The following is a 26,310-nucleotide window of genomic DNA, read 5'->3' as shown; positions in this document are numbered from 1 at the left end:
TGCACTGAATAGAGATGTTCTCAGGCATGTCTTGGAGGAATATGAGGAGAGGACAAAGCCCCATTAGTCTCAAGGGTACTTCTCTGTCTCTCGGCATGGACCTTCAGGCCGGTATGGTTAACCTTACTGCCTGCGGCCAGGGGCAGGGCCAAACCATGCTCCTGATGAAAGGCATCTTTGGCGCGGCAGCCTTCAGCCGGGGAGGGCAGGGACAGATTCTCACGACCGCTGGCGGCTCCAGGATCTGCCTGGAAAGCCAGGCAGAGGTCTACGACCTCGGCGGCCGGGGCATGCGGACTACCCTGGCCCTTGACGATGCAGGTCTGGTTCTTCACTGGCAGATCACCCGCTACCTCGATCATCCGCTCATCACTCTGCAGCTTTCTCTGATCAACCACACCGACAGGCCAATGCCAGTGGATTGGTTTTCGCCCCTGGCCCTTTCCAGTGACCGGGGAGGAGAGCTGCTGCCCGAAATTCCGGTCCGAAACTGGCGCTGCCTGTGCAATGGCTTTCAGTCCTGGAGCCCGGCCTATGTGCTTGGCATGCATGATGAAGCCATCCGGCCAGTCAACAGCAATCAATTGCTGCTCGGCTACAATCATGCCTGGCCGATGGAGTATCTGCCCCGGCTGCCTGGCCACTTCATCAGCGAGTGGCTCAGTGCGGTGGTCGATGCAGAAAGCGGGCAGGCACTGACTGTCGGGTTTGTAACCGGCAAAGATCAACTGGCCCATATCGAGTGCGCCTTTGGCGAGCGGAGCAATCCGCGCTTTTTCCTGACCCGGTCAATGGCTGACGGCATCCTGCTCGAGCCGGGAAAAACTCTCCGGTCCGAGAAGCTGATGGTCGGCTGCCACGGCAATCCTCTGGACGGGCTGGATGCCTGGGCAAAAATGGCCCGGCGGGAGACGGGCATCAGCCGGATCGGTCGTGGCAGCCGGGTCTGCCGGAAGCTTTCACCCGGCAGGCGGGTGCCGGTGGGCTGGTGCTCGTGGTCCTGCTGCTTTCGGGACATCAGCGAGCGGATTATCCTTGAAAATCTGGCTTATCTGGCCGGACACCGCAAAAGTTTTCCCCTCGACTACTTCCAGATTGACGATGGCTACCAGCGGGCGATTGGCGATTGGGAGGCGGATGAGGAAAAATTCCCCGGCGGATTGAAATATCTGGCCGGAAAGATTCGCGAGGCGGGCCTGTGGCCCGGCCTGTGGCTGGCCCCTTTTCTGGTGCAGGAAAAATCGGACCTTTTTCGCCAGCACCCGCACTGGCTGATCCGCGACCGGAATGGCTGCCCAGTTTCGGCTGGCCGCAATTGGGATGACCAGCTCTATGGCCTCGATCCCACGCACCCGCAAGTGCGGGACTGGCTCTGCAGCCTGATCGAAACCGTGACGCGCGACTTTGGCTTTCGCCTGCTCAAGCTGGACTTTCTCTCCAGCGCTGCCCTGCCTGGCCGGTTTTCCGATCCCACGGCAACCAGGGCCGGGGCTTTTCGCCAGGGCCTTTCAATCATCCGCCGGGCAGCGGGTGATGATACTTTCATTATCGCCTGCGGTGCGCCGCTTGCACCATCAGCCGGTCTGGTCGAGGCCATGCGCATCGGCCCGGACGTGAGTACCGGCTGGGAAAACCCGGAGCGAAGCGCACCGGCAGCCGGGAATGCAATCCGAAACAGTATGATCCGCTCCTTTATCTTCCGGGGATTGTGGATCAATGACCCTGATTCTCTGATCATGCGCGTCAATGATCCGCATCTGACTTCTGATGAGGTGCTGTCCTTATGCACTGCCGCTGCTCTGTCAGGCGGGCTGCTGTCACTGGGAGACAGGATGGCTGATATTATCACCGATGAGGGCAGGCGGAATATCCTCTCCCGGCTTATCCCTCCGTACGGACAGGCTGCACTGCCCCGCGATCTCTTCGGACCGCACAGCGGACCGCTGAGACCGCCCCGGCTGCTTGACCTTGCGGTGAAAACCGGCTTCGATTGCTGGCACGTGGTCGGCCTGTTCAACTGGAAAGAAACGGAGGAGACACTGGAGCTTGACCTTGGCCATCTGGGACTGGCAACCGGCCCCGGTCATCTCTACCATGCCTGCGACTTCTGGCAGGAAACCTACCGTGGCCGGTTCGAGCAGGGATTGAGTCTTCCGACCATCCCTCCTCATGGTTGCAGGCTCCTTGGCATCCGAAAGGACCGAAAAACTCCCTTTCTCCTTGCAAGTCATATCCATTTTACTCAAGGGGCCATCGAACTAGCCGGGCTGAGGTATGATCGTACCATGCATGGATTGAGAGCGGATGAAAGGCTCACGGTGCTTCTGAACCCCCTTGCTCATCACCAGAGCGGTATCCTGATCTTCTTCTTTCCCGATGGGTTGGAATCCTATGAAATCATGGCCAGCCCTGCCGGATTTGACGGCAAGTGCACACAAGCAGACAGGCACCTTCTGGCAGTCGAGGTTTCGTTCGACACGGCAGGGGAAAAATCGCAGGTGTGGGTTTTGCAATCAAACCTGCCTCCTTTCTCAACCATCACCATAAGCGTTAGTTTCAGGGCAGGCAGGCGATAAACACGCCGTTGGTTCACGGGCTGCATGGCTGGTCGAGTAATGAAGATGACAAATAAGCAAGATATATCCTTGTAGTGAAAGCACTAATCAGGTATAATTTCCAGGAGAAGGGAATACCTTGATTTATGCAGGGTATCCGCTCAGGTCATGAACTACATGAGGTTCGAAAGGAGTGATCATGTGCATATCCAAATCAGTCGGACGAAATGGCGTCAACAATAAAGACGACGTCAAGACAGTTCAGATTATTCTTAATCTGAATATCGATAAACTTATCCCCTTACGTCCCCTTGTCGAGGATGGGCTGATCGGCAGCCACACGATTAATGCGATTGAAGAGTTTCAGCGCCGCGTTGTACGCATGGCCAAGCCAGATGGACGCATAGAGCCAGACGGTACGACGCTGCGGCATCTGCGGAAAGGCATGCCGTCTCATTTTTCCGAAGCGAAGCTCAGAGGGATCGTGATTCGTGCAACCTCTGTTAATATCGCCAGATATTACAATGCGCTGAACCTGAAAATGATTGAAAGCCAAATTACCACACCATTGCGCAGGGCGCACTTTCTTGCACAGATCGCACATGAAAGCGGGGACCTCAGATATAGTGAGGAAGTCGCAAGCGGTGAAGCTTACGAAGGCCGGCTTGACCTCGGGAACACTCAGCCGGGAGATGGAAAGCGGTTTAAAGGCCGCGGACTGATCCAGCTCACGGGTCGTTTCAATTATAAAAAGTATGGCGACGCAAGGGGTATTGATTACACAACGGATGACAACGCCAAGCTGCTTGCCGCAGATCCCTATACCGCCGTGGACGTTTCCTGCTGGTTCTGGGTGAAAAATAATCTGAATTCACTGGCGGATAGAGATGATATTATGGCAGTGACAAAAGCAGTCAACGGTGGTTATATTGGTTTGGAGGACCGTAAGGCGAAACTTGCCAGGGCCAAATTCTTTCTCAGTGAGGTAGCCCCATGATGATGCGCATCAGTCAGGCAGTAGGTAAACCGCTGTGCGCTCTGATATGCTTCCTGCTTTGTATCGGTTCCTTTCAAGCCTGTGGGGAAAAAAACACTGTTGCCCCGCCCTCTGAAAACCTGCTGACTGTAAGCTGCGACCCTTGCAGGTTCAAGATCGCACAGAGGCTGGATCCCTTTGCTGTTCGCTTCAAACTCAAAAATTTGCCGGATGACCGGCGAGTGGTCGAGTCACTCCAGGTATCCAGGGACGATAAACCTGGCTGGACACAGGTTCTGGCAGTTCATGATATGACTCCTGTAGGGAAGAACGACGAAGTCTTTATCGGCACCGCTGATATCAACTTCGACGGTTATAACGATCTCCTCTTTGCTACCAGCCTCGGTACCGCCAATACCTACGCAGACTATTGGCTTTATGTCCCTTCAAAGCAGGAGTTTGATTATCTCGGCAATTATCCGGTTTTCACTGTTGACTCAGGCAAACATCGTCTCTCCACCTACGAGCGGGGCGGACACGGGGGGATGATTTACCAGGCAAATCATTATAATTTCGTCAACGGCGTCTTGAAACTCGTCGAGTCGGAAAAACAAGTGGCAACTGATCAGGAAGGTGTGTATCAAAAGAGTATCTTCCAGCTTAAAAACGGAAAGTTGAGCCTGATCAAAAAGGAAACAATCAAGGCACCGCCACAGAAATGATTGTATTCATGCTTGACAAGTTACCGCCGGGATAGTAATATCGGTAATATATAATATTCGATATTCTGTACTTTTTATTAAATTAATGCATTATTTTAACGCATCAACAAAGTCTGGAATACTGCATCCGGGGTGCGAAATACAGGAAGTAATCGATGGCTTTTCAAATTGTTATCTAAAAGGTTAAAGCTGCTGATGCAGATCGACGAGATTATCTCTTACCATTCGTCGATCATAAAAACCACTCTAGGGAAGGCCTTCGTTTCATTCTTCAGATAATGTTCCGTTATTATTTGTGGGTATGAGCTGATGAACTATTTCCCTTTATCTCTGGCAGGGATGAGGGGAACCTACGAACGAGAAGAGGGCTTGTACTCCAGGTGCTTTTTGGATTAACCAGTGCCTGGGAACAACAGGTCAATTCTGATGAGGATGCTGTCATGAAGAAGGTTTCTTGGTTACGTCGCAGGGGTCTTGTATACTCGGTAAGCTTGCTTTTTCTGGGGGTACTGGTAGCGGTAAGCTCTGACGTGCAGGGCAGTGGATTAGCCGACAGTGCCTGGCCATGCGTGGGACACGATGCACAGCACACCGGTCAAAGCCCATACCGCGGTGCACAAACCGATACCCTGAAATGGACCTATCAGCTCCAGAGCATAGGTATCTGTTCTTCTCCGGTCATCGGGGCTGATGGCACGGTATATGTTGTGGACATCAACAAGATATATGCCATTACGCCCTGCGGCGGTCTGAAGTGGATGCATCAGATCGATGGCTATATCTATTCCTCCCCAACAATAGGGGCTGACGGCACGGTATATGTGACTGGCATTGGTATCATAAACGAGGGAAATATGGTATTTGAAGAAGGTGTGCTTTATGCTCTCGATCCATATGCCGCTACCCCTGAGAGCAGAGTAAAATGGAACAATCAGGTAGCGGTGTATACTGTCTTGTCCACTCCGGCTATAGCTTCTGATGGTACAATCTATGTTGCCAGTGAAGATGGTTATGTCCGGGCTATCAGTCCGGCTGGCAACACCTTGGATTGGTATTTCCAGAACTTTCAGGAAACAGGATTTACTTCTTCTCCGGCCATTGGAGTTAATGGCAATCTCTATCTCGAAAGCTCCGATGGTTATATCTATGCTCTCAATCCCGGTGTCCTCGACCCTGAAGCCATATTGATATGGTGGAATGATCGGCCAAGTGGCGAGAATTCCGATTATTCTTCGCCTGCTATTGGTGCTGACGGTACTATTTATGTCAGCAGCAGTTACGAAGTAGATGCCTTTAATGCTGATGGAAGTCTGAAATGGAGTTTTCAAACAGAGGACTACAGTTACTACTCACCAGCTATTGCATCCAACGGGACAGTCTATGTCGGAGGTGGCAATAATTTCTACGCTATCGATCCCAACGGCAGCCTGAAATGGAGCTACCCGGCTGGCAAATCTAATTCCTCTCCAGCCATAGGTGCTGACGGCATGATCTATTTGGGAAGCGGCAGGGATGGCAAAATCTATGCCCTCGATCCCAATGGCAGCCTGAAATGGAGCTATCGAGTCGCAGACTTTGTTAATGAAGGATATACTGTTTCCTCACCGGCTATTGCCGAAGATGGAACAGTTTATATCCTAGGCGAGGGGAAACTGTATGCATTTGGCTATATTGCCCCCCCCCTCTGGCCATGCAGGGGGTTTGACGCCCAGCACACCGGGCAGGGTTTTCTTGTTGGAGCGCAAACCAATACCCTGAAATGGCTGTTTAAAACAGGAGGCGCGGTTGAGTCCTCAGCAGCCATCGGTGCTGACGGAACGATCTATATCGGCAGCGATGATAAGAATGTGTATGCTATCAATTCGAATGGCAGCCTGAAGTGGAGTTTTCAAACCGGAGGCGAGGTCTGCTCCGCCCCGGCCATAGGGGTAGACGGCACCATTTACGTGGGCAGCCTTGACGGCAGGATCTATGCCTTATATCCAGATGGCAGCAGGCGATGGGCCTTTCCGCCGGCAGATGATCTGGAGATGCCGCCGATGGATGATGTATTCTCCTCCCCGGCCATAGGCACGGATGGTGTGATCTATATTGGTGGTGAATCGGGCTGGATATATGCCCTCGATTCGAACGGCAGTGTGAGATGGAGCTATCAGGCAGCAGGCGAGATTTATTCTTCACCGGCCATCTCGGCTGACGGCAGCACTATCTATGTCGGAAGTACCGGCGGCGCAGTCTACGCGCTGAGATCAGGCATCGACTATAGCCCCGAAACCCGGTTGAGATGGAAATTTGCGGCTGAGGGCGGATTTTATTCTTCCCCGGCAGTTGGCACTGATGGCACGGTCTATATCGGAAGCAGCAATAATACGATCTATGCGCTCGACCCCGCCGATGCCGCCAATAGCAGGGTGAAGTGGAGCTATCGGACGAACGGCGATGTCGATTCATCACCAGCCATAGGGGCTGATGGCACCGTCTATGTGGGAAGCGATGATGGCAAGGTTTATGCCCTCAACCCTGATGGCAGCCTGAAATGGAGATCTCCCTTTCCAACCGGAGGCAAGGTCTGGTCCTCCCCGACCATAGGAGCCGACGGCACAATCTACGTGGGGAGTAATGACGGATATATCTATGCCATCAGGTATGACGGCAGTCTGCTGTGGAAGGCCAAAATCGGGGACTGGATTTCTTCCTCTGCGGCCATAGGGAATGGGCTGATCTATGTCGGCAGCAGCGATGGTTCGGTTTATGCCCTTGGGAGCGGAGCTCCCATAGCTGATTATGATCCACCGCTAAGTTCTGTTTCGTTCAAAAATGGCAATTCTCGAGATGAAAAGAGCTCTCCCTGGAGCGGATGTTTCATCGGTTCGGTGCAAGGCTGTTGGCATCTCAGTGCGAGGCTGTCGAAATGAACGAAACCACCAAAATGGATATATGGTTAACCATCTGCTTATGCTGTATCCTGTTTTTGGCTGTTTTTGCTTCATCCTTGTGGGCCGGGCAGGTGATTACGCAGGAAGACAGACTCTGGGCCAGGCAGGTCCTGGCAAAAGAAAAGGGGCTTGGAGCACCGGGTGCGCCGAATACCCTTGCCATTTTCCCTTTTCAGAACAAGACCGGAAAACCGGAACTGGACCCCGTGCAAAAGGGAATGGCCCTGATGCTCATCACTGACCTTTCTCAAATCAAGAGCCTTCAGGTCGTGGAAAGGGTCAAGCTCCAGGCGCTTGTGGACGAAATGGAGCTTGGGAAGTCCGGCTTGGTGAATATGGATGAAGCACCCCGGGTTGGAAAATTACTCGGCGCGCAGCGCCTGATCGGTGGTGATCTTCAGAATGGCCAGCTTCATCCATTGCAGATCAAGGCCCTTTTGCTGGATGTGCCGACCGCTGAAGTTCTGAAACAGCCGGTGACCGAAGGTGATTTAGCCAGATTATTCGATCTGGAGAAAGAGCTTGTTTCTGAAATCCTCGGTTATTTGAAGATTGAACCTACACCGGAGGAGAAAAAAAGATTACAAAAGCCATTGACCACGAGTATAAAAGCCGCCCTCAACCTGTTCGCGGGGATTGCAGCCAGTGACGAAGGGGATTACCGGAAAGCAGCCGGGTTCTATCAGCGGGCATTACGGGAAGATCCTTCGATCGCTCATGCACGGGAGGCGCTTGGAGAGTTGCAGGATCTTGGCCTGGTTCCGAATTCGCGGAGCAGGGATTCTTTCCTGCACTCAATCAAGGATCAGACTTCACTCACCGACCAATTGACTCCGGAAGATGCGATAAAACGGGAAGGAAGACCATCAGGTGACACAGTGCGTGAGATTGGCGGCCAAGCCGGTCACCCCGCTTCTGTTGAATTTCCACCCACCGAATTCCCCTAGACTATATCATGGCAAAGGAGGACGATGAGCCGTGAACAGATACCGAGTAATCATAGTGTCAGCGACATTGCTGACGGCTGCTGTCCTGAGCATAAGTGCCGGGATGAGCTCGGCAGCCGAAATAAAAGCCCGGTCGGGCTTTTTCTTCGACTGGTTTACCGGCAGCGGCCACAGCCATGCTTGGCAGCGGGCAGCAGAGGCGACCAAAGGGTATCAATTCTCTATCCCGGTCAAGATCGAGCTTGACTTTCAGAAATTTTCCGCCGGTATCCTGGCCGGAGCCGCCAGGACCCAATTCAACCTCGCACAGGGAGAAAAAATATACATGACCAATACCCTCGATACCAGGCTCAACCTCGCCTACCCCATCACCGACCAATTGCCCGTCGATATTCTTCTCGGCCTGGATTTGAATCTCCCCACCGGCCGGACCGATCTGAAGGAAAAGGAACTGGTTTTCATCGGCAACCCGGATATTGTCTCAATCACGAATTTTGGAGAGGGTCTGAACATCAACCCGACTGTTTCCCTGGCTAAGGAGTGGACAAGCTGGGCAGCCGGGCTTGGGCTCGGTTACGTCTTTCGGGGAAAGTACGACTATTGCGAAACGGTCAGAGACTATGATCCGGGGGATATCGTTAATCTCACCACCCAGGTGAACTATAATTTCCTCACCAGTTACCAGGCGCGTCTCTTCGCTGATTATGCTTATTTCACCAAAGATACCAAACGAGGAAAGGATTCTTTTCAGGAGGGGAACTTCCTCCGGCTGGGGTTTGGACTGAATTACAGCCAGACCCGCTGGGATGCGCAGGCCAGCCTGCAAAGCATCCTGCGGGGAAAAAGCAAATCGATCGAGGAAGAGCCTGCACCCGCCTTTACAACCGAAGACAAAAACCGGCACGGTGATGAATGGATAGCCGGTATCTCCGGGCGGTATTCCCTGAACGACCAGACATCTCTGAAATCCCAAATGGAATTTCTCTGGGCCGATGAGAACGATTATCTCCGGACCGATCCCCTGTATCTCGGAAAGAAGCAAAAACTTTCACTGGGAGCCGGAGCAGGCTGGCAGATTACTTCCCGGCTCGATGCCGACGCGATGCTCAAGGGCTTTCTCCTGAAGAACAACGACCGCGATTACCAGGGAGCTTCCCTCATCGCGCGGCTGATTGCTTCATTTTAGGGAGAGTTGCCTGGAGAAAATATCAGATGTCTTCTTGTTTTTGCCAGGCAATATCTTCAATACCAGTAATTGGAGGTTGTGGATTGGCACGATGACCATACTGAGAGTGGCAAGGGTAAGCCACGGTACAAAAACGGCTTTGTCTATCTGGACTGCAACCTGTGGATCGGTGGACTTGCTTTCACGTACACCATTCGGCTTTACTTACGAGAGGAAACTATCCGCCGTCTCAACCGAACCCGTGCGTCCGCGCATCATTTGCACTTTGTCAACAAGAACAGTCTGCTTCGTCAAATCCTCAGGGAGCTAAGGTCACTGTTACCCAAGGATTTTTCAGTCTATGTTCTATTTGACATCTGGTATGCATCTGCTCGCTCCTTAAAGTATATTCATCGGCAAGGTATCAAAGAGGCATTACCGGGATCGACACCCGGCGTACTTTGTCTGTACGGATCTGTCCCTGGGGCTTTCTCAACCGCTCCAGTGGCATGCCAAACGTTGGGGCTGTGAGACCGACAACTTTTACCTGAAGACTCGTTTGGGCCTGGGAGACTTTCGTGTCCAGTCTTACGAAGTCACTGACACGTGGTGTGCAGTGGTACACTTGGGTTGGGCCTGTGTTCAGTGGAGACTGACCCTGAAGCAGGATGATCACCTGCGGACCCCAGCCGATGTCATTCGAAGGCATCGAGATGAGCATACCCGATCATGCCAGGATTGCTTTTTCCCTCATAGCAGCAATGAGGCATTTGAGCCCCACCCTACTGTTGCTTTGTGCTATCACCATGAGGTAATGGCTATCACCTATGAGCGAGTATTTTTTAGCATTGACCATTCTTGATATTTAAGTATACAATTAGAATACTTGAAAAAAATAGATTTGCTGCCTAACGATAAGGTAAGATTGTAATGGAAAAAGAGTCTTACACGACAAAGGAACTGGCTGAATTACTGATGGTTAGTCCTCTATGGATAAAAAGAAGGATCAAAACCGACGAGATGCCGTCATAGAGGATCGGAAGGCCATTAAGATTCAAGATATTAAGATTCACGATAGAGGAAGAGGAAATTCAACGGTGGATAGACTCTCAAAGAGAAAAACCAATCAAGTGTCAAGGGAATCCAAAATGAAAGAACCATTCGCCGCAACAGCAAAAACCACAGCAAAGGCATTAAAAAGAACGGTACTGGATGATATTTATACCATTATGGATGAAGTTAAACATCGTCAGGAAGAGGATTCCAGATTCTTCAATAACAAGATTGACTCTTTAAGTAATCAATTAAACCAGCGAATTGATACCGTAAGCACTTTATTGATTCAACGGATAGATCAAATGAACCAGAAAATTGACAATCAGGGGGGAGAATTACGGCAGGAAATCGGAGCAATAAATCAAAGAATAGATAATCTTGGACAGAAACTTGATGCACAGATCGGACAGGTTGGACAGAAACTTGATACACAGATCGGACAAGTCAGGCAGGAAATCTCTCAGCTCAATCATACTATCCTTCAATTCCTCATGACAAAGCAGAAAGAATAATCAATAAAAGAACCGCCCCCCTGCAGCAACCCTGCCGCAGCTTCTCCCTGGCGGTCTTCAGCCATTCGGACACATCCCCGCTCGAAGCCGTCCCCTTGACAGCATTGCGCGCTTGCTCCTGAGTTCATTTTACCCCCGGATGGGAGTGAGAAACAGGATTGTGAGAAGGCGGCAGCCAAGCGCTGGATTCAAAATCGTGGTGGGAAATATAGCGATATGGGGGCAACTATATGAGGGGATGATCTGTACTGTAAGCAGTCTATATGTAACGCATTGTTAGCTATAGGCTTTAATGTTATTCTGGTTTGTAAACCTGACTCCCGTAAGACACTCTATGAGCGGGTAGAACTTCTTGAGGAGGGAGTCGATCGGCATACTGGTACGGTAAAATGATCTCTTGAGGAAAAGCTGCTAGCCGGAGAGAAAAGATTACCTATGATCGAACTTGATGGGGCCACAAAATCAGGAAGCGGAACGATCCTGCGCTCTGCAGTGAGCCTTGCCTCCCTGCTGGGAGAAGACCTTCATCTGGTCAATATCCGGGCCAGGAGGGACAAACCCGGGCTTCGCCCGCAGCATCTTACGGCCCTTCTTGCCTGCTGCGAGATGACGGGAGGCAGGGTGGAGGGAGCACAGGTCGGCTCAGGTGAAATTTTCTATCGTCCCGGCCCGGCCAAAGTCCTTCGCCGGGACTTTTCCTGGGATATCGGCACTGCCGGATCAACCACCATGCTGGCCTTCGGCATCCTGCCCCTGGCTGTCTTCTCCCGCCAGCCCCACAGCTTTACGATCACCGGCGGGCTGTTTCAGGATTTCGCTCCCAGCGCCTACCATATGCAGCATGCCCTCCTGCCCCTTCTGGCCACCATGGGATTGAAGGCGGAGCTGAAAATCCTTCAACCCGGCTATGTACCGCAGGGGCAGGGAAAGATCGAGCTTATCACCGCTCCCTGTGATCAGTCCCTTTCGGGTATTTCTCTGCCTGTCCAGGGAGATATCCGGCAGGTGCAGGGCATTTCCCTCTCCTCTCACCTTGCGGAGCAGAAGGTCAGCCAGCGCATGGCTGAAACCTGTCAGAAGATATTGCACAAAAACGGTCTTGAAGCCCGGTTCGAGATAATCGATGACACCTCGGCAGTCCAGAAGGGAGCCGCCCTCTTTGTGGCTGCATCCACCCGGGCCGGCTGCCTTCTTGGGGCGGATCTGGCAGGCAAGCCCGGCAGAAGGTCGGAGTGGATCGCAGACCAGGTGGCCCGCATGCTCCTTGCGGACCTTCGGTCCGGAGCTTCGGTGGACCGGCACCTGGCTGATCAGTTGATCCTCTTTGCCGGACTGGCCAAAGGGACCACCGAATACCGTATTCCTCAAATGACCCCGCATATCGAAACCAATCTGTGGCTGGTCAATACAATCCTTGGAGCCAAGACTGCGGAGGAGAGCGGCATGATCCGGATCGAAGGGGTCGGCTTCTGGCCATAACCCTTATATCAGCCGGTGATACGGAGAAAAAATGCCTGCACCGTCAGTCAAAATCCGCGGCTTCTATTCCACCGCCCTGACCCGGTTTCTCCTTGACCACGGGTATAAAATCGCCCGGCCATCCCGGCAGATCCAGGAGCGCTTTGGATTTTCGGGAGTAAAATCCCCCGGGGATATCAAGATCCGTGACCGCGAAGATCACCAGGGCGTGCTGCTTTCAGGAGACAGGGAACTGGTTGTGCAATTGATCTCGCTGTTCAGAAGCCACTTCCTCGATATGGCTGTGCGGCCTGCCGGATTCGGGCAGCGGGCAGGGGAATGTCCGATCGAGGCTGAGCTCGAAATGGAAATAGAATTTCCCGGAGCATCGAAAGCAGCCCTTGATACCCTCCGGGACCGGGTAACGCCAACCGTACGGAACCATCATCTGCTGAAAATTGTTTCCTCGCTATGGGTCGAACTGGCGGAAGAGGCGATCCGCTCTATGCCTCTCCTCAAGGCGAAGCTGGAGGAAGGGCTGCGGGAAACCATCGTTCTCAGCCCCTTGAGCCGCCAGAAAGGGCTGATCGGCCTGATTCATGTCCATCCGGAAGGGCAGGAAATTTCACTTCGGGGAGGGAAAATCATCTCCCTGGAAAACAGCCATCTGGTCATGCGGAGAGAATTTTCCGAAGCTCACGGTTGCTATGATGGCCTTGGACTTCCCATCGAACAGGGGGATTATGGAATTACGGAAGTTACGGAAAACGCCTGGTTTTTACAGCACTCCTACTATGCTCAGGATGGCTCATTGAAGGGAACCTACTGGAATATCAACACCCCCATCGAGTTCTATCCTGATCACATCCGCTACCTGGATCTGCATATCGATGTAGTTCAAAAGCCGGGGCTGGTACCCCAGATTGTCGATCGGGAAAAACTGGACAGGGCTGTGGCCCTGGGGCTGATCAGCCCGGAGCTGGCCAGCCGTGCCTGCGAGGTAGCCAGCTCTTTGAGAAAAAAGCTATCAGTCTGAAGTTGTCAGGGATCGATCTTCAGTATGCTTTTTCTACTGACCACTGATCACTGACCACTCTCAACCGCCTGTCTCCTGGGACTGTGCCTGTGGGGCTTCGGCCTCAGAAGATCCTGCCTCCGGCTTCTTGTGGGCCTGATCACTTCGGGTTCGTTTTCGGCGTCGGCGTCGCCGCTTCTTTTTTGCCGGAACCTCTCCGCTAGAAATCTTCTGGCCGGGAACCGCGCTGGAATGCGCCGCCTTTTCTTCCTCTGCCGGTTTATTCTCCGCAGCCCTGGCAAGTTGAGCATTTCCTGAACCTGACCTGCCTGCAAATGCTCTTTTTTTTCTGGGATGGTGTTTCCTGCTGTCGCCGCTGCGCCTTTGCCCCTCTCCTTTTTGGGGTGATGGGCTTCTCTTCCTGGCCGGGCGCTGGTATTTCAACAAAAGCTCATCCTCGGCCCAGTACACGGGAATTTTCCCCTTGATAAATTCCTCGATGTTTTCCAGGTACAGGGCACAGTCCTCACAGACCAGGCTGATAGCCTTTCCGGCCGCTCCGGCCCTGGCTGTGCGTCCGATGCGGTGGACATAATCCTCCCGATCCTGCGGAATGCAGTAGTTAATGACGTGGGTGACATCGTCAATATGGATTCCGCGGGAAGCGACATCCGTGGCTACCAGAATGGGAAGGCGGCCCTGCTTGAAACTCTCCAGGATGCGCAGCCGTTTTTTTTGCGGAAGATCGCCGGTGATTGCCTGGGCCTGGTAATTATTGGCCCGCAGGTAATCGGTAATCTGTTGGGCTTCGCGACGCGTATTGGAAAAGATCATGGTCCGGTCACAGCCGTCCGTTTTCAGGATGCCCATCAGAAGGCTGAAGCGCTCGTTTTTGCCCACGTGATAGAGGGATTGCTCGACCCGGTCTACGGTCATCTGCTCCGGATTGATCACGATTTTTTCCGGCATGTTCATATGTTCATAAGTCAATTCCATGACCCTGGTGGACAGCGTTGCTGAAAACAGCATACTCTGCCGCTGGTCATAGGGGGGGAGCCTGCGCATAATATGCCGGATGTCCCGGATAAATCCCATGTCAAACATCCGGTCCGCCTCATCTACGACCAGGATCTTGATGTGTTTGAGGCTGAACATTTTCTGATTGTAGTAGTCGATCAACCGGCCCGGAGTACCGATAATGATATCCACACCGTTTCGAAGGGTTTGCGCCTGTTTCTGGTAATCAATTCCTCCGAAGATGGGAGCCATGGTCAGTCCGGTATATTGACCTATGGCCATAGCGTCTTTATGAATCTGGACTACCAGCTCCCGGCTGGGAGCAATGATGAGCGCGCGGGCATGCTTTGGGGACCCGTCAGGAGGTGGCGGGTCTTCCAGGAGGCGGGTAAACAGGACAATCAAAAAGGCTGCGGTTTTTCCGGTCCCTGTCTGTGCCTGACCGGCAATATCCCTTCCCTCCAGGGCCAGGGGAATCGTTGCTTCCTGGATCGAAGTGCATTCGGTAAAGCCGACAGCTTCAATCCCTTTCAGAACCGCTTCTGGTATTTTCAGTGATGCGAAGTCCATAGAAAATAATTGATATCCTCTCCTTAAAGAATTGTCACTTTGATAGATTTCTATATTATAGAGGATAATTACATTTCTGTCAAACTATATACCCAGGGCCCAGATGTTCCCCAGGTTAAAAAAAGGTGGCAAGTGAGAAAATAAAAGGGTTGGTATTTCTCCCGCAGAGACGCGAAGGCGCAGAGGATATTATTTTTGGTCATTCTCTGCGCCTCTGCGCCTCTGCGGGAGGATCATTCTTCCATGTCTCGTTGTAGTATTAGAGACTCAGGTGAGGGAAAGGTATCTCAAGAGGACTCCGTAACGTTTCAGTGCTCGCTGGGTTTCCCCCACCAGAGCGGGTGCGGGTGGTGCGGGAAGGAGCGCGGTGATAACCAGGAAAACGGCCATGCTGCCGGTGGTCGGGGCCAGAAATAGGGCAGCAGAACAAAGCACGAGCCAGAGCTCCCGCCGGAAGGTCTGTCTGCGGGGAGCGCAGCCGAAACCGGGCCGTAAAGGGCGCTCCCGCCTCCCGTATCTTTTTCCTCCAGTTTATAGTAGTAGGTGATCCCGCGACTGACTGCGGTATCGGCATAAGAGTAATCCGACCCTTGAGTAACTCCGCCCCGTGCTTCGATGATGTGGGGATTGATTCTAACGTATTCTCCGTTTTCTTCCTCACTGCGCAGGAGGTTAAACCCTGCGGTATTGGTTTCGCTCAGGGTGCTGAAGGTGATAATAATCCGGTCCGACTGAGGGGTGGCAGTGAATTTGCCCAGCTCGATCAGGGTTGGCCTGTCGAATTGATAGATATGGACCTCATACGGCGAAAAGTCATCGGTGAACCTGCCGTTTGTGGCCTCGATCTGACGGCCGTCTTCGAATTCAGTGTTGATTATCGCCGGTCTATAGGCCAGGTTGATCTGGAACGAGGCGCTGGTGATATCCTGTTGCAGGGTATTGACGGCAAAAAGATAATAGCTGTTCCCATTTTTCATCAGCTTGCAGTCAATGCTGGTATTGCTGCAGACAATATCGTTTTCGCCGGTCTTTTCAAGAGAGAGAAATACCGGCCGCAGGGATTTGATCTCACTGGCGATTTTTTTTACCGCTGCCCAGTGGGTCTGATAGTAGGGCTTGGAGCGGATGTCGAAATACGAATAATAGACAAGCCCCCTGGCACCATGATTGGTGGCCAGATACGTCATGGCCCGCATCTCTTCCGGGGTGGGGAGCCTTCCGGGGCGGTCGTAATTGCTCTGATCGAATATTTGCGGAACCAGCCAGAGGGGGCGGTATCCCCGGCCCGCATCTTTGGCCCAATCTGCCATATCTGAAACCAGGGTGATGGGGCTGGCAGGTATGGGGTAGGGATCAACTCCCAGGATATCCGTTGTATGGGCTTCCCCGACCAGAGAGGTTTGTTGCCAATGGACTGACCAGATCGGATGATTTTCGTCAAGCTCCCGCACCTTCTGGTAGCCGGCTTCCAATTCAGGAAGAAACTCCAGGCCCCTCTCATCATTCATATACCAGCTTATGATTGCCGGATGACCCTTGAAGGCAGTCACCTTCTGGGATATGATAGTGAGGTCAGTCTCGTCCTTGAGGGAGTAAATGAGCTTGAGACCCTTCGAGTGCAGGTAATCCAGGTAGCCGGTGATTTGACTGGTATTGCCGGCATTGATCGCGTAATTTATGATGGTGTCGAAGGGGCTGTCAGCTATTTCATCAGCCTGGGAATACCCCCACTGGGGCTCAACTCCCAGATAGATGCCGATCGGGAAGAAGGGCTCTCCATTGAGGATGAAGCGGTTATGACTGTCGATATAGGAGGTGAGGCTGGCAAATTGGACCTGGGAGAGTTTATCCATCGAGTAGGCATTTTGGGCCAATTGGCCGCCGCTTTTGGCAAAGAGCGCAATGTCCAGATCATAATTTCCCGCCGGTGCGCCTGCAGGCATATCCAGGCTGACGGTAAAGGTACTCGAAGGGAGAGGATCGACATTCTTGTGGACGACCGTACTCCCGTTTTGATCCTTCAGGGTGGCCACGATTTTTACCTGGTCCAGGGATGAATCGCCGTCTTCGAGGCTTACAGTAACTTCGGCTTCGATTTCCGGAGAAGGAGCATCCGGCAGGATCTTGTATGCATAGTTGGGGCGCAGAATAAATGAGCTTAAAGCAGCCCTGATACATTTTTCGACAATAGCGTCATCATACCAGGCCGTTCCGGCCGATCCATCAGTCAGCTCAAGGTAGATGATAGCCCGTGTGGCTGTGGCCGGAGCCTGCACCTGGGAAAGGCTGATGAATTGCCAGTCCCTGGTCCCGCTGACCCGTGGGAACCCATACTCTCCACCTAAATATCCTCCATCCTGGCGAAGCCATTCAATCCGTATGGTAGCTCCATCGCCGGTTACGTTCTGAGTCTTGATCCAGGCACCGACCTGATAAAACTCACCCCCCGTTACCGTGATCCCCTGACCAGCCAGGTTGTGCGGCTGTGCGGTTGGATAGGTGACCTTGAAGCTCCATGTGCCGGAATGAGATACCGTATTCTCACGTGACCAGTTTCTCCCTTCATTTTCAGCCCACCAGGGTCTTGGCCAATCCTCCCACTGGGTTCTGTCCTCGAAGCCGGGATTAACCACGATATTCGTGGCCCCGGCCATTCCGTCAGCCATAACGGCAAGCAAAACCACAGCAAGAAACAGTGACACAACAGACATTGTTCTGATAACTTTTCCTGGTATCACTCATTTTCTCCTTTTTCTTTGTGGTAGCTAGAGAGGCTTTCTTTCATAATCGAAAGCAGGAATGAAATATAGCTTTTTATATAATATACTAGTTCATTAAAATAATGTCAAATACTAACCGATTTACCTTTCAACCTGCCCGAAGCGCCTCGACGATATTCATGCGTGAAGCCTTGAAGGCCGGGAGCACTCCACCCACGAGGCCCATGATCAGTGAGAAAGCCAGGGCCTGGTAAGCTATCCTGGGGGAAAGGGAGAAGGAAAAGGTCAGCTCCGAGAAGGTTTGAAAGTTCGTGGTCGAGATGGTTAAAAATTGCAGGAAGGAGGCAAAAAACAGGCCTGCCACACCGCCCAGAAAGCCGAGGAGCAGGGACTCGAAGAGAAAGGCCGAGAGGATGTCTGTGCGCCGGAAGCCGAGAGCGCGTAAGGTCCCGATTTCGCGGGTTCTGGTGGCCACGGCGGCATACATGGTGATTATGGCCCCGATAACGGCTCCCAGCGAGAAGATCACGGTCAATGTCGTTCCCAGAACACGCAGGAATTTAGCCATCCATTTCGATTGCTCTGCATAATATTCGATTTCCCGCCTGACCTCCAGTCTCAGGCGCGGGTTGGTTTCGATATTTGCCTTCAGTTGCTGAAAATGCGAAATTCTGTTCAGCCTGAAGATGATCGAAGAATAGACCGGACGGCGGAAAGCCTGCATGAGCTGATCGACATCACCCCATATTTCCGAGCCAAAGCCGGTATTTCCGGCATCGAATATACCCACTACCGTCCACTCCCGCAGGCCGAAGCGGAGAGTTTCCCCGATGCCGCTTCCCTGAAATCTTCTGGCGATATTCCGTCCGACGATAATATCCGATGTCCCCGGCCTTGGCAGGCGTCCTTGCGCCAGTTTCACCTTGGGCCGAAGGAGCATCGAGCGCTCGCCGATGCCCCTGATCACTACATTCGCCTGTCTGTCGCTCTCCCGCCTTTGAAGGTTGATCAGGACCACCACTTCCCTGGCCAGCAAGGGCTGTCCCCGGGGGCCGAGCGCGATCTCGGGCTGTGACTCGACTATGGCTGCCTGCTCACGGGCAATACCGCTGAGGACCTCGGTAGGCGCTCCCTTGCGGATAACCACCACATTGTCCGCGGATCCGGTCTGGACCAGGGTTTTTTTCAGCCCCTCGGCCAGCATCCGACTCGAAGCCAGAACAAATACCACCAGCGCCATGCCAAGGGCAGTAAGAAAGGTAGTCAGCCTGCGGGTCCAGAGGTTTCGAACGCTGTAGGAAAAGGGAATGCCGGCCATCTAGGCGATCCTCCGCAAAGCTTCGGCGACGGGAACCCTGAGCGCCCGCCATGCCGGGATAATGGCCGCCACGATCCCGACCACAAAAGAGGCTGCCAGGTAGTAATAAAAGACCTCTCGATCCACCCTGAATATCGGCAGGTAATTGCGAAGGGTCCGGCCCAGGGTTTTTACCATCGGAAAGGTAAGGAAAATAGCGATAATGCAGCCTGTCATGGTGATAATCAGAGACTCTCCGACGATCAAGGCGACGATCTGGCGGCCACCGAAACCCAGAGTTTTAAAGACCGCATACTCACCGATCCTTTCCCTGACCGACATGGTCATGGTGTTGACAGCCACAGCCATGATGATGCCGATTACCACAAAAGAGATAAGCTGTATGGCCTTGATGATCGCCTCGCTCATGGTGATAAAACTGAGCTGGAAGGACCGTTCGGTTTCGGTCAGGGTCTCGGCCAGAGAGTTTTTGAAGGTTTTATCCACTGCCAGAGCCACTTCTGTGGTCATTTCCGGCCTGCTCACGCCAATAATATAGAAATCGACCTGATCCGCCCGATGGGGCATGGACTTCTTGAGCGCTTCATTGAGGTAATCCCAATGGAAGAAAAACTGGGATTCATCGATATCGACACTCCCCCGGCGATAGACACCGGCCAGCATAAATTCCCAGGTGCCGGGATAGATCGTTCCTTTCAGGGTAATAATATCGCCGATCTTCCAGCCGAATCTCTCCACGATCGCCCGCCCGGCGAGGGCCGCCCGGCGGTCACGCAGAAATTTTTCCCTTTGCCCGTCCGGTATCGCGTAGTCGTAGAGTTTAAGATACCCCAGCGGCTCGATGGCGAAGTTGGCAAAGAAGTTTTTTTCTTCGATATAGATGCCGCCAAACCAGTTCCCGTAGGTCAATTCCCGCACTCCCTCGATCTGGCGGATTTTATCTTTATAGGAAAGGGGAAGGGGAAAGGTGAGGGAAATGGCGTTTCTGGTCACCATCCGGCAGGCGGAAGAGGTTTCCGGCCCGGCATACCAGGCATTGATGAACGTTTGCAGGAGCCCGAAGGCCAGAAGGGCAATGGTGATGCTGAGAATGGTTAAAAACGTGCGGACCTTATGGCGGAAGGCATTTTTGAACAGCAGCTTGAGTTGAAGCATCATTGCAGGACCCCTTTTTCCAGGTGCCTGATAATCCGGGCCTTTTCGGCTGCCCGCGGGTCATGGGTCACCATGATGATGGTTTTGCCCAGCTCCCGGTTGAGACGGTCCATAAGGTCGAGAACATCCCCGGCAGAGATACGGTCCAGATCGCCTGTCGGCTCATCCGCCACCACGATGGTCGGATCGGTGATAATGGCCCGGGCAATGGCCACCCGCTGCTGCTCGCCTCCGGAGAGCTGGCCGGGGTAGTGATCCTGCCGGTCCTGGAGATTGACCAGATGAAGGGCCACATCGACATGCTCCCGCCGTTCCTGCCGGGAAAGGCTGGTCAGAAGCAGGGGCAATTCGATATTCTCAAAGGCCGTGAGCACAGGGATCAGGTTGTAAAACTGAAAAATGAAACCCACATGAGCGGCCCGCCACCGGGCCAGTTGAGCTTCGGAAAGGAGCGATATATCAATACCGCCCACTCTGATAGTTCCGCTGTCCGGCTTATCGATGCCGGCGACCAGGTTCAGGAGGGTGCTTTTCCCGGAGCCGGAAGGCCCCATCAGAGCGAGGAATTCCCCTGCCTCGATGTCGAGCGTTATGCCCTCAAGGACCGACACCCTCTGGCTGTCCCGGCGATATGATTTGGACAGATTCCGTATTTCGACAATCGGCTGCTCAGGTTTCATTAACCCTTACCCTGGCCCTGTGCCGCAATTCGTCCGGCGGCTTTACCACGAGCCTGTCCCCAACCTTCACCCCGCCTACCACTTCAACCATATCGCCGAACCTGTCGCCGCTCGTAACCGGGGTTTCAATCACCCGGTCTCCTTTGACCATAAAGACCACCCTTTTCCCCTGCCGGGTCACGATGGCGGTCGAGCTTACGACCTGCCGCAGGGTTTTCTCGTCGTTTCTCAGCGGACGTGAGAGGAAAGCAACCCTGGCGCTCATCTCAGGCAGGATGCGGCTGTCTTTATCCAAAAACCGTACCTTGACCATGATGGCCGCTTTGGTCCGGTCCACGGTCGGTACGATCATATGAACGACCCCGCTGAAACGGAACTGGGGCAGAGCGTCGAGCTGGATCTCACATGGCTGGCCTATTTTCACCTTTTCCAGATTGGATTCGGAAATATCCACCTCAACCTGGAGGGAATTCATATCAGCGATGGTGACTACGGCAGCCTTGATGTTGGCCGCAGCCCCCAAAGGGGTAACGACATCGCCGACATCGGCGTTTTTGGTCAGCACCACAGCATCGAAGGGGGCCCGGATAAAGGTGTGGTCAACCGATATGCTGGCTCCCTCAAGGGCTGCTGCCTGAGCATCCACCGCTGCCTCGGCTGCGGTAACCGCGGCCGAGGTTTTCTGGTAGCGGGCTTCGACACTATCGTAGTCTGCCTGTGACAGGAAGCCGCGGCTCAGCATCTGCCTGCTTCGGTTTAACACCAGTTCAGCTTCTCGAAGTTCAGCCCTGGCCTGCTCGAGATTATACCGCGCCGCCCTCAGATTGGCTTTTGCCTGATTCCGGGCCGAGACAGCATCAGCTTCCTCAAGCCGGGCAATCACCTGCCCCTCCCTGACCCTGCTTCCCTCTTCAACCGACAGTGATACCAGCCGGCCAGTGATCTTGGATGATACAGCAGCTTTGCGCTGCGCAACCACATAGCCGCTGGCGTTTAAAACAGTAAGGGTTTGAGCGGGGTATATCTGGGAAACCGTGGTGACTTCTACCTGGTGAGTTGGGACCAGCACTTTTCTGAAAACGAATGCAGCAGCACCCAAAAGGATAAATACGGCGAGAAGCCGACGATACCCACGCCGTGCGGCTTTGGCCGAAGGTTCGGCTACCGGGGATCTATCCAGCTTGAGTTTTGAGAGATCAATGTCGGCCATGCATCGTTGTCCTTATTTCTAAGAATATTCGGTAAAGGCACGTCAAGTCCCTGCACACTTGTTCCATCCTCGCCCCTCCCCCATCTGGTAGCTTCCGGAGAATGAACATGCCGATTGGGGGTGAGGGAGAGAGAAGGCCGGGGATGATAGCAGCATCCCGAACAGGCTGATTATATATTTGGTTAAATATAATAACGGAGAAGGGTAAACTATGATGAGGCGATCGCTAAACTCAGGGAAAATACCGGTGGAGCTGGGACATACGCTTCTGAACCACTTTGTATTGCTCGACTGTCGAGGAATGGAAGGTCTTCCGATGGAGTATCTCTTCTGGCTGGCAAGAATCCTCTGTACAACTCCCTTGGCTGACGATCTGCTCGTACTCCAGGATTCCCCCATAGCTGACGTGCGTCTGCGGGTCCTGGGTGGAGATGGTCATGAGGCCGATTTTTGCGGAAACGGCATGATTTATGCGGCTGCCAAGGTTGGCGAGGAGATGAGCAGCAACAGGATTAAGGTTGAAAGTGCAAGCGGGGTGAAGATGGCCGTTAAACTTAACGGGGAATGGAAGGTGGAAATTGGCCCGGCAGTTCTCCTCACCCAGGAATTGACAAAAATTCCCGGATTCCTGCTTCAGGGCAAACCGGTATTCGGCCTCGTGCGGGCCGGGGAGCCCCATTTGGTTATAGATACTCCGGCTTCATTCAACGGGGTTCGTATGAACCAGAAGGATTTCGAGGACTACTGTCGTCCCTTGCGGGATATTACCGGCATTAAAGGCGGAGTGAATATCACCATGGTGTTTGAGGTAAAGGACAGGAATGCCCTTATCAGGACCTATGAGCGAGGATCTCAGCGGCAAACCTTTTCCTGCGGTACCGGCTCCGTATCGGCGGCGGCGGTATTGTTCCGCACGCCACTGAATGGGAGCGAGTTCGATATCTTCTCTCCCGGCGGGCGGCATACGGTCGTCTACGAGCAGAACGAGTGGTTTATCAAGGCCGCTCCGCAAAGGATCATTAATGGTTATTTGACCGGTTCCGGGCTGCATTTGCCTTTTTCAGGGCTTTTGGCTTACCCGGCTCATAATGCCTTGAGCAGCAAGTTTATCATGAGCGGTTGAATGCTGGCTTTTGGGGGGCATGCAAGTTTTATTCCTAAAAAAAGTCGGTTTGAGTAGATTTTGTATCGAAGAATGATGTATGAATGGTGCGTAAGGAGAGTTTTTCATTCTGGGTTTTTCCCAGCCACAGGGTATTAATGGCTTGTATTTTTTAGACTTAAGACAGAGATAATTCACTAAAAATAATTTTGACAAAGCCAGTGCCGGTATGGTAAATTTTTAACGTGCTGATTGTTTTGAAAGTCGAGGTGGCGGGTTGGGATACAGTATGGCCACCTCACGGATGGTGGTGGCTTTAACACAAGTGCTGTGGTGGTAAGTAAGCTTTGAGAAGGTTATTGAGGGGAAAAAAGAGGGATGAATTTGGGGTGGCGGCAGTCTGTCTTTTTTTGTTCTGGATGGTTATTTCTCTCCATGACGGCATCTGGTCAAAATTAGGTCTGATAAATCTTTTCGAACACAGTATCGTCGGATTGATCATTTCCCTGCTCATCGTTTCCCTGTACCCGGAATGTATTTTCAGTTCCCGGCAAATCTCGAAGCACCGTGACCTTGGAACGCTGTTTCGGCTGGTCATGTACGGCAATCGTCTGATGATCGATATTTTCCTGGCCGGAATCGATGTGGCCAGGAGAGTATTGCGCAGACAATTGATGATCTCTCCGGGCATTGTCCAGGTTGAAACTCCTCTGCACACGGATGGGGAGATTACCCTGAACGCCAACTCGATTACTCTTACGCCCGGTACGATTACTATTGAGGCGGAAAAAACGGATAAAGGAAGTATTTTCTGGGTTCATTGTATCAGTCAGGAAGCAGTGAAGGGGATACTGGAGAGCGGGGGATTTGTGGAGAAAATCCGCTCTATTTATCGGAGGAAACAAAGGTGATTGAGCTCGACTTTTTATTGAAACTGGCTATTTTGGTCCTGTCCTGCACGATTTTTTTCTGCCTCTACCGGGCTGTGCTGGGTCCGACCACTGCCGACCGGATTATTGGCATCAATGTAGTGGGGACCAAGGCCGTAGTGGCGTTCGTTTTTCTGGCGGCCATTTTTCAAAAAAGCTCGTTCCTCGATATCGCCATGCTCTATGCCATGCTGATCTATGTGACCACAATCGCTTTTATCAAATATCTGGAACATCGGGACCTGGGTGAGTGATGATCTACGTGACGGTATTGCTGCAGATTGTAGCCGGAATCTTTATTACCGGCGGTGTATTTTTTTTCGTTGCAGCCACGGTCGGTATCATCCGGATGCCTGACCCGTATAACCGGGCCCATGCAGCCGGAAAGGGTGATGGCCCGGGGTTTCTCCTCTCCCTGACCGGCGTATGGCTCTATTGGTTGACCATCAACCCCCTGGAGAGTTTAAAAATCCTGCTGATTCTTGTTTTCATGTTGTTTTCCAACCCGATAGCGGTGCATGCCATTCTGCGGTTCTGCTACAAGACCGGGGTGCCGTGGGTGAAGGGAACCACCGTGAATCTTTTGAAGGACCGGAAAGGTTGAGTAAGGAAAGAGAAAAAAATATGGATCCTGTAATCCTGGCTCATGTGATTATCCTGATCTTTCTGGTGGCGACTGCTCTTGCGGCCATCATGTCCAGGGACCTTCTGGAATCGGTCATTATTTACAGTGCTTACAGCTTTACTATTACCGTAACCTACAGCATATTGAGGGCAGTGGATGTGGCCATGACCGAAGCTGCCGTGGGAGCTGGAATTTCCAGCATTTTGTTCGTCGCCGCCCTCTGCAGGACAAAGAGGAGGGAGGATTAAGTGAGGAAATTTCTTCCGGCCATACTGTTTACGGTTTTTGCCTTCAGCATGGTACTGGTTATCATGAGGTTTAACCCCATCGGGGATCCTCATCTGCCCGGATATGCAGATTTCGTTGATCCTTCCCTGACCAAAGCTCAGGTGGTTGAAAAGGCCGATTCCGTTGCCCTGCACTACAATCGTCATGCCTGCGCGGAGACGGGTGCGCTGGATATTATCGCGGCCATTATTTTCGATTACCGGGGGTATGATACCCTTTTTGAAACAACTGTTTTATTTGCAGCCCTGATTGGCGTACTTTCCATCATCGGCACGAGAGAGAGTGACAACCCCCATGAATGACCAGGGAAGGAAAGATCGACAGGAATACCATACAGGCATTGTCATTCAGCAGGTCAGCCGGATAATGTGCCCCTTTGTTATCATGTTCGGCATCTACCTGATCACTCACGGGCATTTGACTCCGGGAGGGGGATTTCAGGGCGGGGTGATTATCAGTGCCGCATGCATTCTCTTCACTCTGGCTTTTCAGAGAAAAAAGGGCCGCAAGATGGTCCCCGCTTCTTCATTGATGTGGGGGGTCAGTGCGGGGATATTCCTGTATATCGGCGCAGGATTGGCCGGTATGTTCCTGGGATATCGTTTTCTGGCCAATAAGGCGGCTGGTATCTATCCGTCCGGTATGCCGGGAGAGCTTCTCAGCGGAGGGACTCTTTTTTGGATTAATATCGGTGTCGGTCTGGCTGTGGCCAGTATCTTCACCGGGTTATTTTTCGCATTCCTGGAAGAGAGGCGGGATGAAGCCTATCGGAAAAATCACCGGGAACTGCCGTACACGAGGAGATGGTCGGATGTGGATCGAACCGGTATTGAGTAGAATCGATTACATTGTTACCGTCATCCTGTTTTGCATCGGGCTGTATGCGCTGATCGTAAAACCCAATCTGATCAAGAAACTGATCGGGATGAATGTGATCGAAACTTCGGTCTACCTGTTCTTCATCGCCTCGGCGGATGTCCGGCTTGGACCTGCCACCTGGCAGTGGGCAGGACCGCCGGAAATTGCCGATGCCGCGCATGCGGCCAGAGCGGCAGCCGGGCAGGTGGCTTTGGTTAATCCAATACCATCGGCCCTTATTTTAACGGCCATTGTGGTCAGCATCAGTGTAACGGCCATTTCTTTGGCCTTATCCATAAAAATATACGAACATTACGGGACATTGGATACTCGGAAGATCATGAGATTAAAAGGGTAAAGATTAACGATCTCAAAAAATAGATGATCCTTGCAGGGCGGCATCAAGGCTACGAATGCTCCTCTCTCTGGTGTAGGGTGATCATGAGAGCGATCAAAAGGATATAATCTCGAGCGCGAAAGCTAGCCAGGTATAAGC

23 protein-coding genes are annotated in these 26,310 nt (G+C 52.6%); 17 read left to right on the top strand and 6 right to left on the bottom strand.

Annotation, left to right across the window (positions count from 1 at the left end; translation table 11 throughout):
* Nucleotides 1-41 precede the first annotated feature (41 nt).
* From AB1611_20025 to AB1611_19985, 9 genes are all read left to right on the top strand, one after another.
* A complete protein-coding gene (locus AB1611_20025) occupies nucleotides 42-2,576 on the top strand; it encodes an alpha-galactosidase (protein ID MEW6381870.1) in 2,535 nt (844 codons plus the stop codon).
* A gap of 178 nt (nucleotides 2,577-2,754) precedes the next feature.
* The gene (locus tag AB1611_20020) at nucleotides 2,755-3,552 is read left to right on the top strand and encodes a glycoside hydrolase family 19 protein (GenBank protein MEW6381869.1); all 798 of its coding nucleotides are present in this window, start codon (nucleotides 2,755-2,757) and stop codon (nucleotides 3,550-3,552) included.
* Nucleotides 3,549-4,253, top strand: a complete 705-nt coding sequence (locus AB1611_20015; GenBank protein ID MEW6381868.1) for a hypothetical protein — start codon at nucleotides 3,549-3,551, stop codon at nucleotides 4,251-4,253. Before AB1611_20020 ends, AB1611_20015 begins: the two co-directional genes overlap by 4 nt.
* A gap of 440 nt (nucleotides 4,254-4,693) precedes the next feature.
* Nucleotides 4,694-7,168, top strand: coding sequence for a PQQ-binding-like beta-propeller repeat protein (locus AB1611_20010; protein ID MEW6381867.1), 2,475 nt, complete (start codon nucleotides 4,694-4,696; stop codon nucleotides 7,166-7,168).
* Between the two features lie 14 nt (nucleotides 7,169-7,182).
* Nucleotides 7,183-8,136 carry a CsgG/HfaB family protein gene (locus AB1611_20005; protein ID MEW6381866.1) on the top strand — a complete coding sequence of 318 codons (954 nt, stop codon included), beginning with the start codon at nucleotides 7,183-7,185 and terminating at the stop codon, nucleotides 8,134-8,136.
* 31 nt (nucleotides 8,137-8,167) lie between these two features.
* Entirely contained in the window at nucleotides 8,168-9,322 is a 1,155-nt protein-coding gene (locus AB1611_20000; protein MEW6381865.1) for a transporter, read from the top strand.
* Between the two features lie 968 nt (nucleotides 9,323-10,290).
* The gene (locus AB1611_19995; GenBank protein ID MEW6381864.1) at nucleotides 10,291-10,869 is read left to right on the top strand and encodes a hypothetical protein; all 579 of its coding nucleotides are present in this window, start codon (nucleotides 10,291-10,293) and stop codon (nucleotides 10,867-10,869) included.
* 435 nt (nucleotides 10,870-11,304) lie between these two features.
* Nucleotides 11,305-12,348: an RNA 3'-terminal phosphate cyclase gene (gene rtcA / locus AB1611_19990; GenBank protein MEW6381863.1), complete on the top strand. Its 1,044-nt coding sequence runs from the start codon at nucleotides 11,305-11,307 to the stop codon at nucleotides 12,346-12,348.
* Between the two features lie 31 nt (nucleotides 12,349-12,379).
* On the top strand, nucleotides 12,380-13,363 hold the full coding sequence (locus AB1611_19985) for a DUF402 domain-containing protein (protein MEW6381862.1): 984 nt from the start codon (nucleotides 12,380-12,382) through the stop codon (nucleotides 13,361-13,363).
* A gap of 60 nt (nucleotides 13,364-13,423) precedes the next feature.
* Here the strand turns inward: AB1611_19985 and AB1611_19980 are convergent, their stop codons facing one another.
* The 6 genes from AB1611_19980 to AB1611_19955 all read right to left on the bottom strand — a co-directional run bounded on the left by AB1611_19980 (nucleotide 13,424) and on the right by AB1611_19955 (nucleotide 22,012).
* On the bottom strand, nucleotides 13,424-14,929 hold the full coding sequence (locus tag AB1611_19980; protein ID MEW6381861.1) for a DEAD/DEAH box helicase: 1,506 nt from the start codon (nucleotides 14,927-14,929) through the stop codon (nucleotides 13,424-13,426).
* Nucleotides 14,930-15,237: 308 nt separating this feature from the next.
* A complete protein-coding gene (locus AB1611_19975; protein ID MEW6381860.1) occupies nucleotides 15,238-17,631 on the bottom strand; it encodes a hypothetical protein in 2,394 nt (797 codons plus the stop codon).
* 166 nt (nucleotides 17,632-17,797) lie between these two features.
* Nucleotides 17,798-18,967, bottom strand: coding sequence for an ABC transporter permease (locus AB1611_19970; protein MEW6381859.1), 1,170 nt, complete (start codon nucleotides 18,965-18,967; stop codon nucleotides 17,798-17,800).
* A complete protein-coding gene (locus AB1611_19965; GenBank protein ID MEW6381858.1) occupies nucleotides 18,968-20,122 on the bottom strand; it encodes an FtsX-like permease family protein in 1,155 nt (384 codons plus the stop codon).
* Complete coding sequence (locus AB1611_19960; protein MEW6381857.1) at nucleotides 20,122-20,802, bottom strand: ABC transporter ATP-binding protein; 681 nt, start codon at nucleotides 20,800-20,802, stop codon at nucleotides 20,122-20,124. The genes AB1611_19965 and AB1611_19960 overlap by 1 nt, the downstream gene beginning before the upstream one ends.
* On the bottom strand, nucleotides 20,792-22,012 hold the full coding sequence (locus tag AB1611_19955) for an efflux RND transporter periplasmic adaptor subunit (GenBank protein MEW6381856.1): 1,221 nt from the start codon (nucleotides 22,010-22,012) through the stop codon (nucleotides 20,792-20,794). The genes AB1611_19960 and AB1611_19955 overlap by 11 nt, the downstream gene beginning before the upstream one ends.
* A 211-nt stretch (nucleotides 22,013-22,223) precedes the next feature.
* Between AB1611_19955 and AB1611_19950 the strand changes: the two genes are divergently transcribed.
* The 8 genes from AB1611_19950 to AB1611_19915 all read left to right on the top strand — a co-directional run bounded on the left by AB1611_19950 (nucleotide 22,224) and on the right by AB1611_19915 (nucleotide 26,172).
* Nucleotides 22,224-23,135 (top strand): hypothetical protein, encoded by a 912-nt coding sequence (locus tag AB1611_19950; protein MEW6381855.1) that lies wholly within the window; start codon nucleotides 22,224-22,226, stop codon nucleotides 23,133-23,135.
* Between the two features lie 326 nt (nucleotides 23,136-23,461).
* Nucleotides 23,462-24,025 (top strand): Na+/H+ antiporter subunit E, encoded by a 564-nt coding sequence (locus tag AB1611_19945; GenBank protein ID MEW6381854.1) that lies wholly within the window; start codon nucleotides 23,462-23,464, stop codon nucleotides 24,023-24,025.
* Nucleotides 24,022-24,297 (top strand): monovalent cation/H+ antiporter complex subunit F, encoded by a 276-nt coding sequence (locus tag AB1611_19940; GenBank protein MEW6381853.1) that lies wholly within the window; start codon nucleotides 24,022-24,024, stop codon nucleotides 24,295-24,297. Before AB1611_19945 ends, AB1611_19940 begins: the two co-directional genes overlap by 4 nt.
* Entirely contained in the window at nucleotides 24,297-24,647 is a 351-nt protein-coding gene (gene mnhG / locus AB1611_19935) for a monovalent cation/H(+) antiporter subunit G (protein ID MEW6381852.1), read from the top strand. The genes AB1611_19940 and mnhG overlap by 1 nt, the downstream gene beginning before the upstream one ends.
* A gap of 20 nt (nucleotides 24,648-24,667) precedes the next feature.
* Nucleotides 24,668-24,916, top strand: coding sequence for a hydrogenase subunit MbhD domain-containing protein (locus tag AB1611_19930; protein ID MEW6381851.1), 249 nt, complete (start codon nucleotides 24,668-24,670; stop codon nucleotides 24,914-24,916).
* Nucleotides 24,917-25,258: a hydrogen gas-evolving membrane-bound hydrogenase subunit E gene (gene mbhE / locus AB1611_19925; GenBank protein ID MEW6381850.1), complete on the top strand. Its 342-nt coding sequence runs from the start codon at nucleotides 24,917-24,919 to the stop codon at nucleotides 25,256-25,258.
* Nucleotides 25,251-25,793, top strand: a complete 543-nt coding sequence (locus AB1611_19920; GenBank protein MEW6381849.1) for an MnhB domain-containing protein — start codon at nucleotides 25,251-25,253, stop codon at nucleotides 25,791-25,793. The genes mbhE and AB1611_19920 overlap by 8 nt, the downstream gene beginning before the upstream one ends.
* On the top strand, nucleotides 25,768-26,172 hold the full coding sequence (locus AB1611_19915) for a cation:proton antiporter subunit C (protein MEW6381848.1): 405 nt from the start codon (nucleotides 25,768-25,770) through the stop codon (nucleotides 26,170-26,172). Before AB1611_19920 ends, AB1611_19915 begins: the two co-directional genes overlap by 26 nt.
* Nucleotides 26,173-26,310: the final 138 nt, after the last annotated feature.

The organism is bacterium (genome assembly GCA_040755755.1).
Taxonomy (GTDB): Bacteria; SZUA-182; SZUA-182; order DTGQ01; family DTGQ01; genus DTGQ01.
Note: the sequence above shows the minus strand (reverse complement) of the source record. Positions and strands in the feature narration are given on the sequence as shown.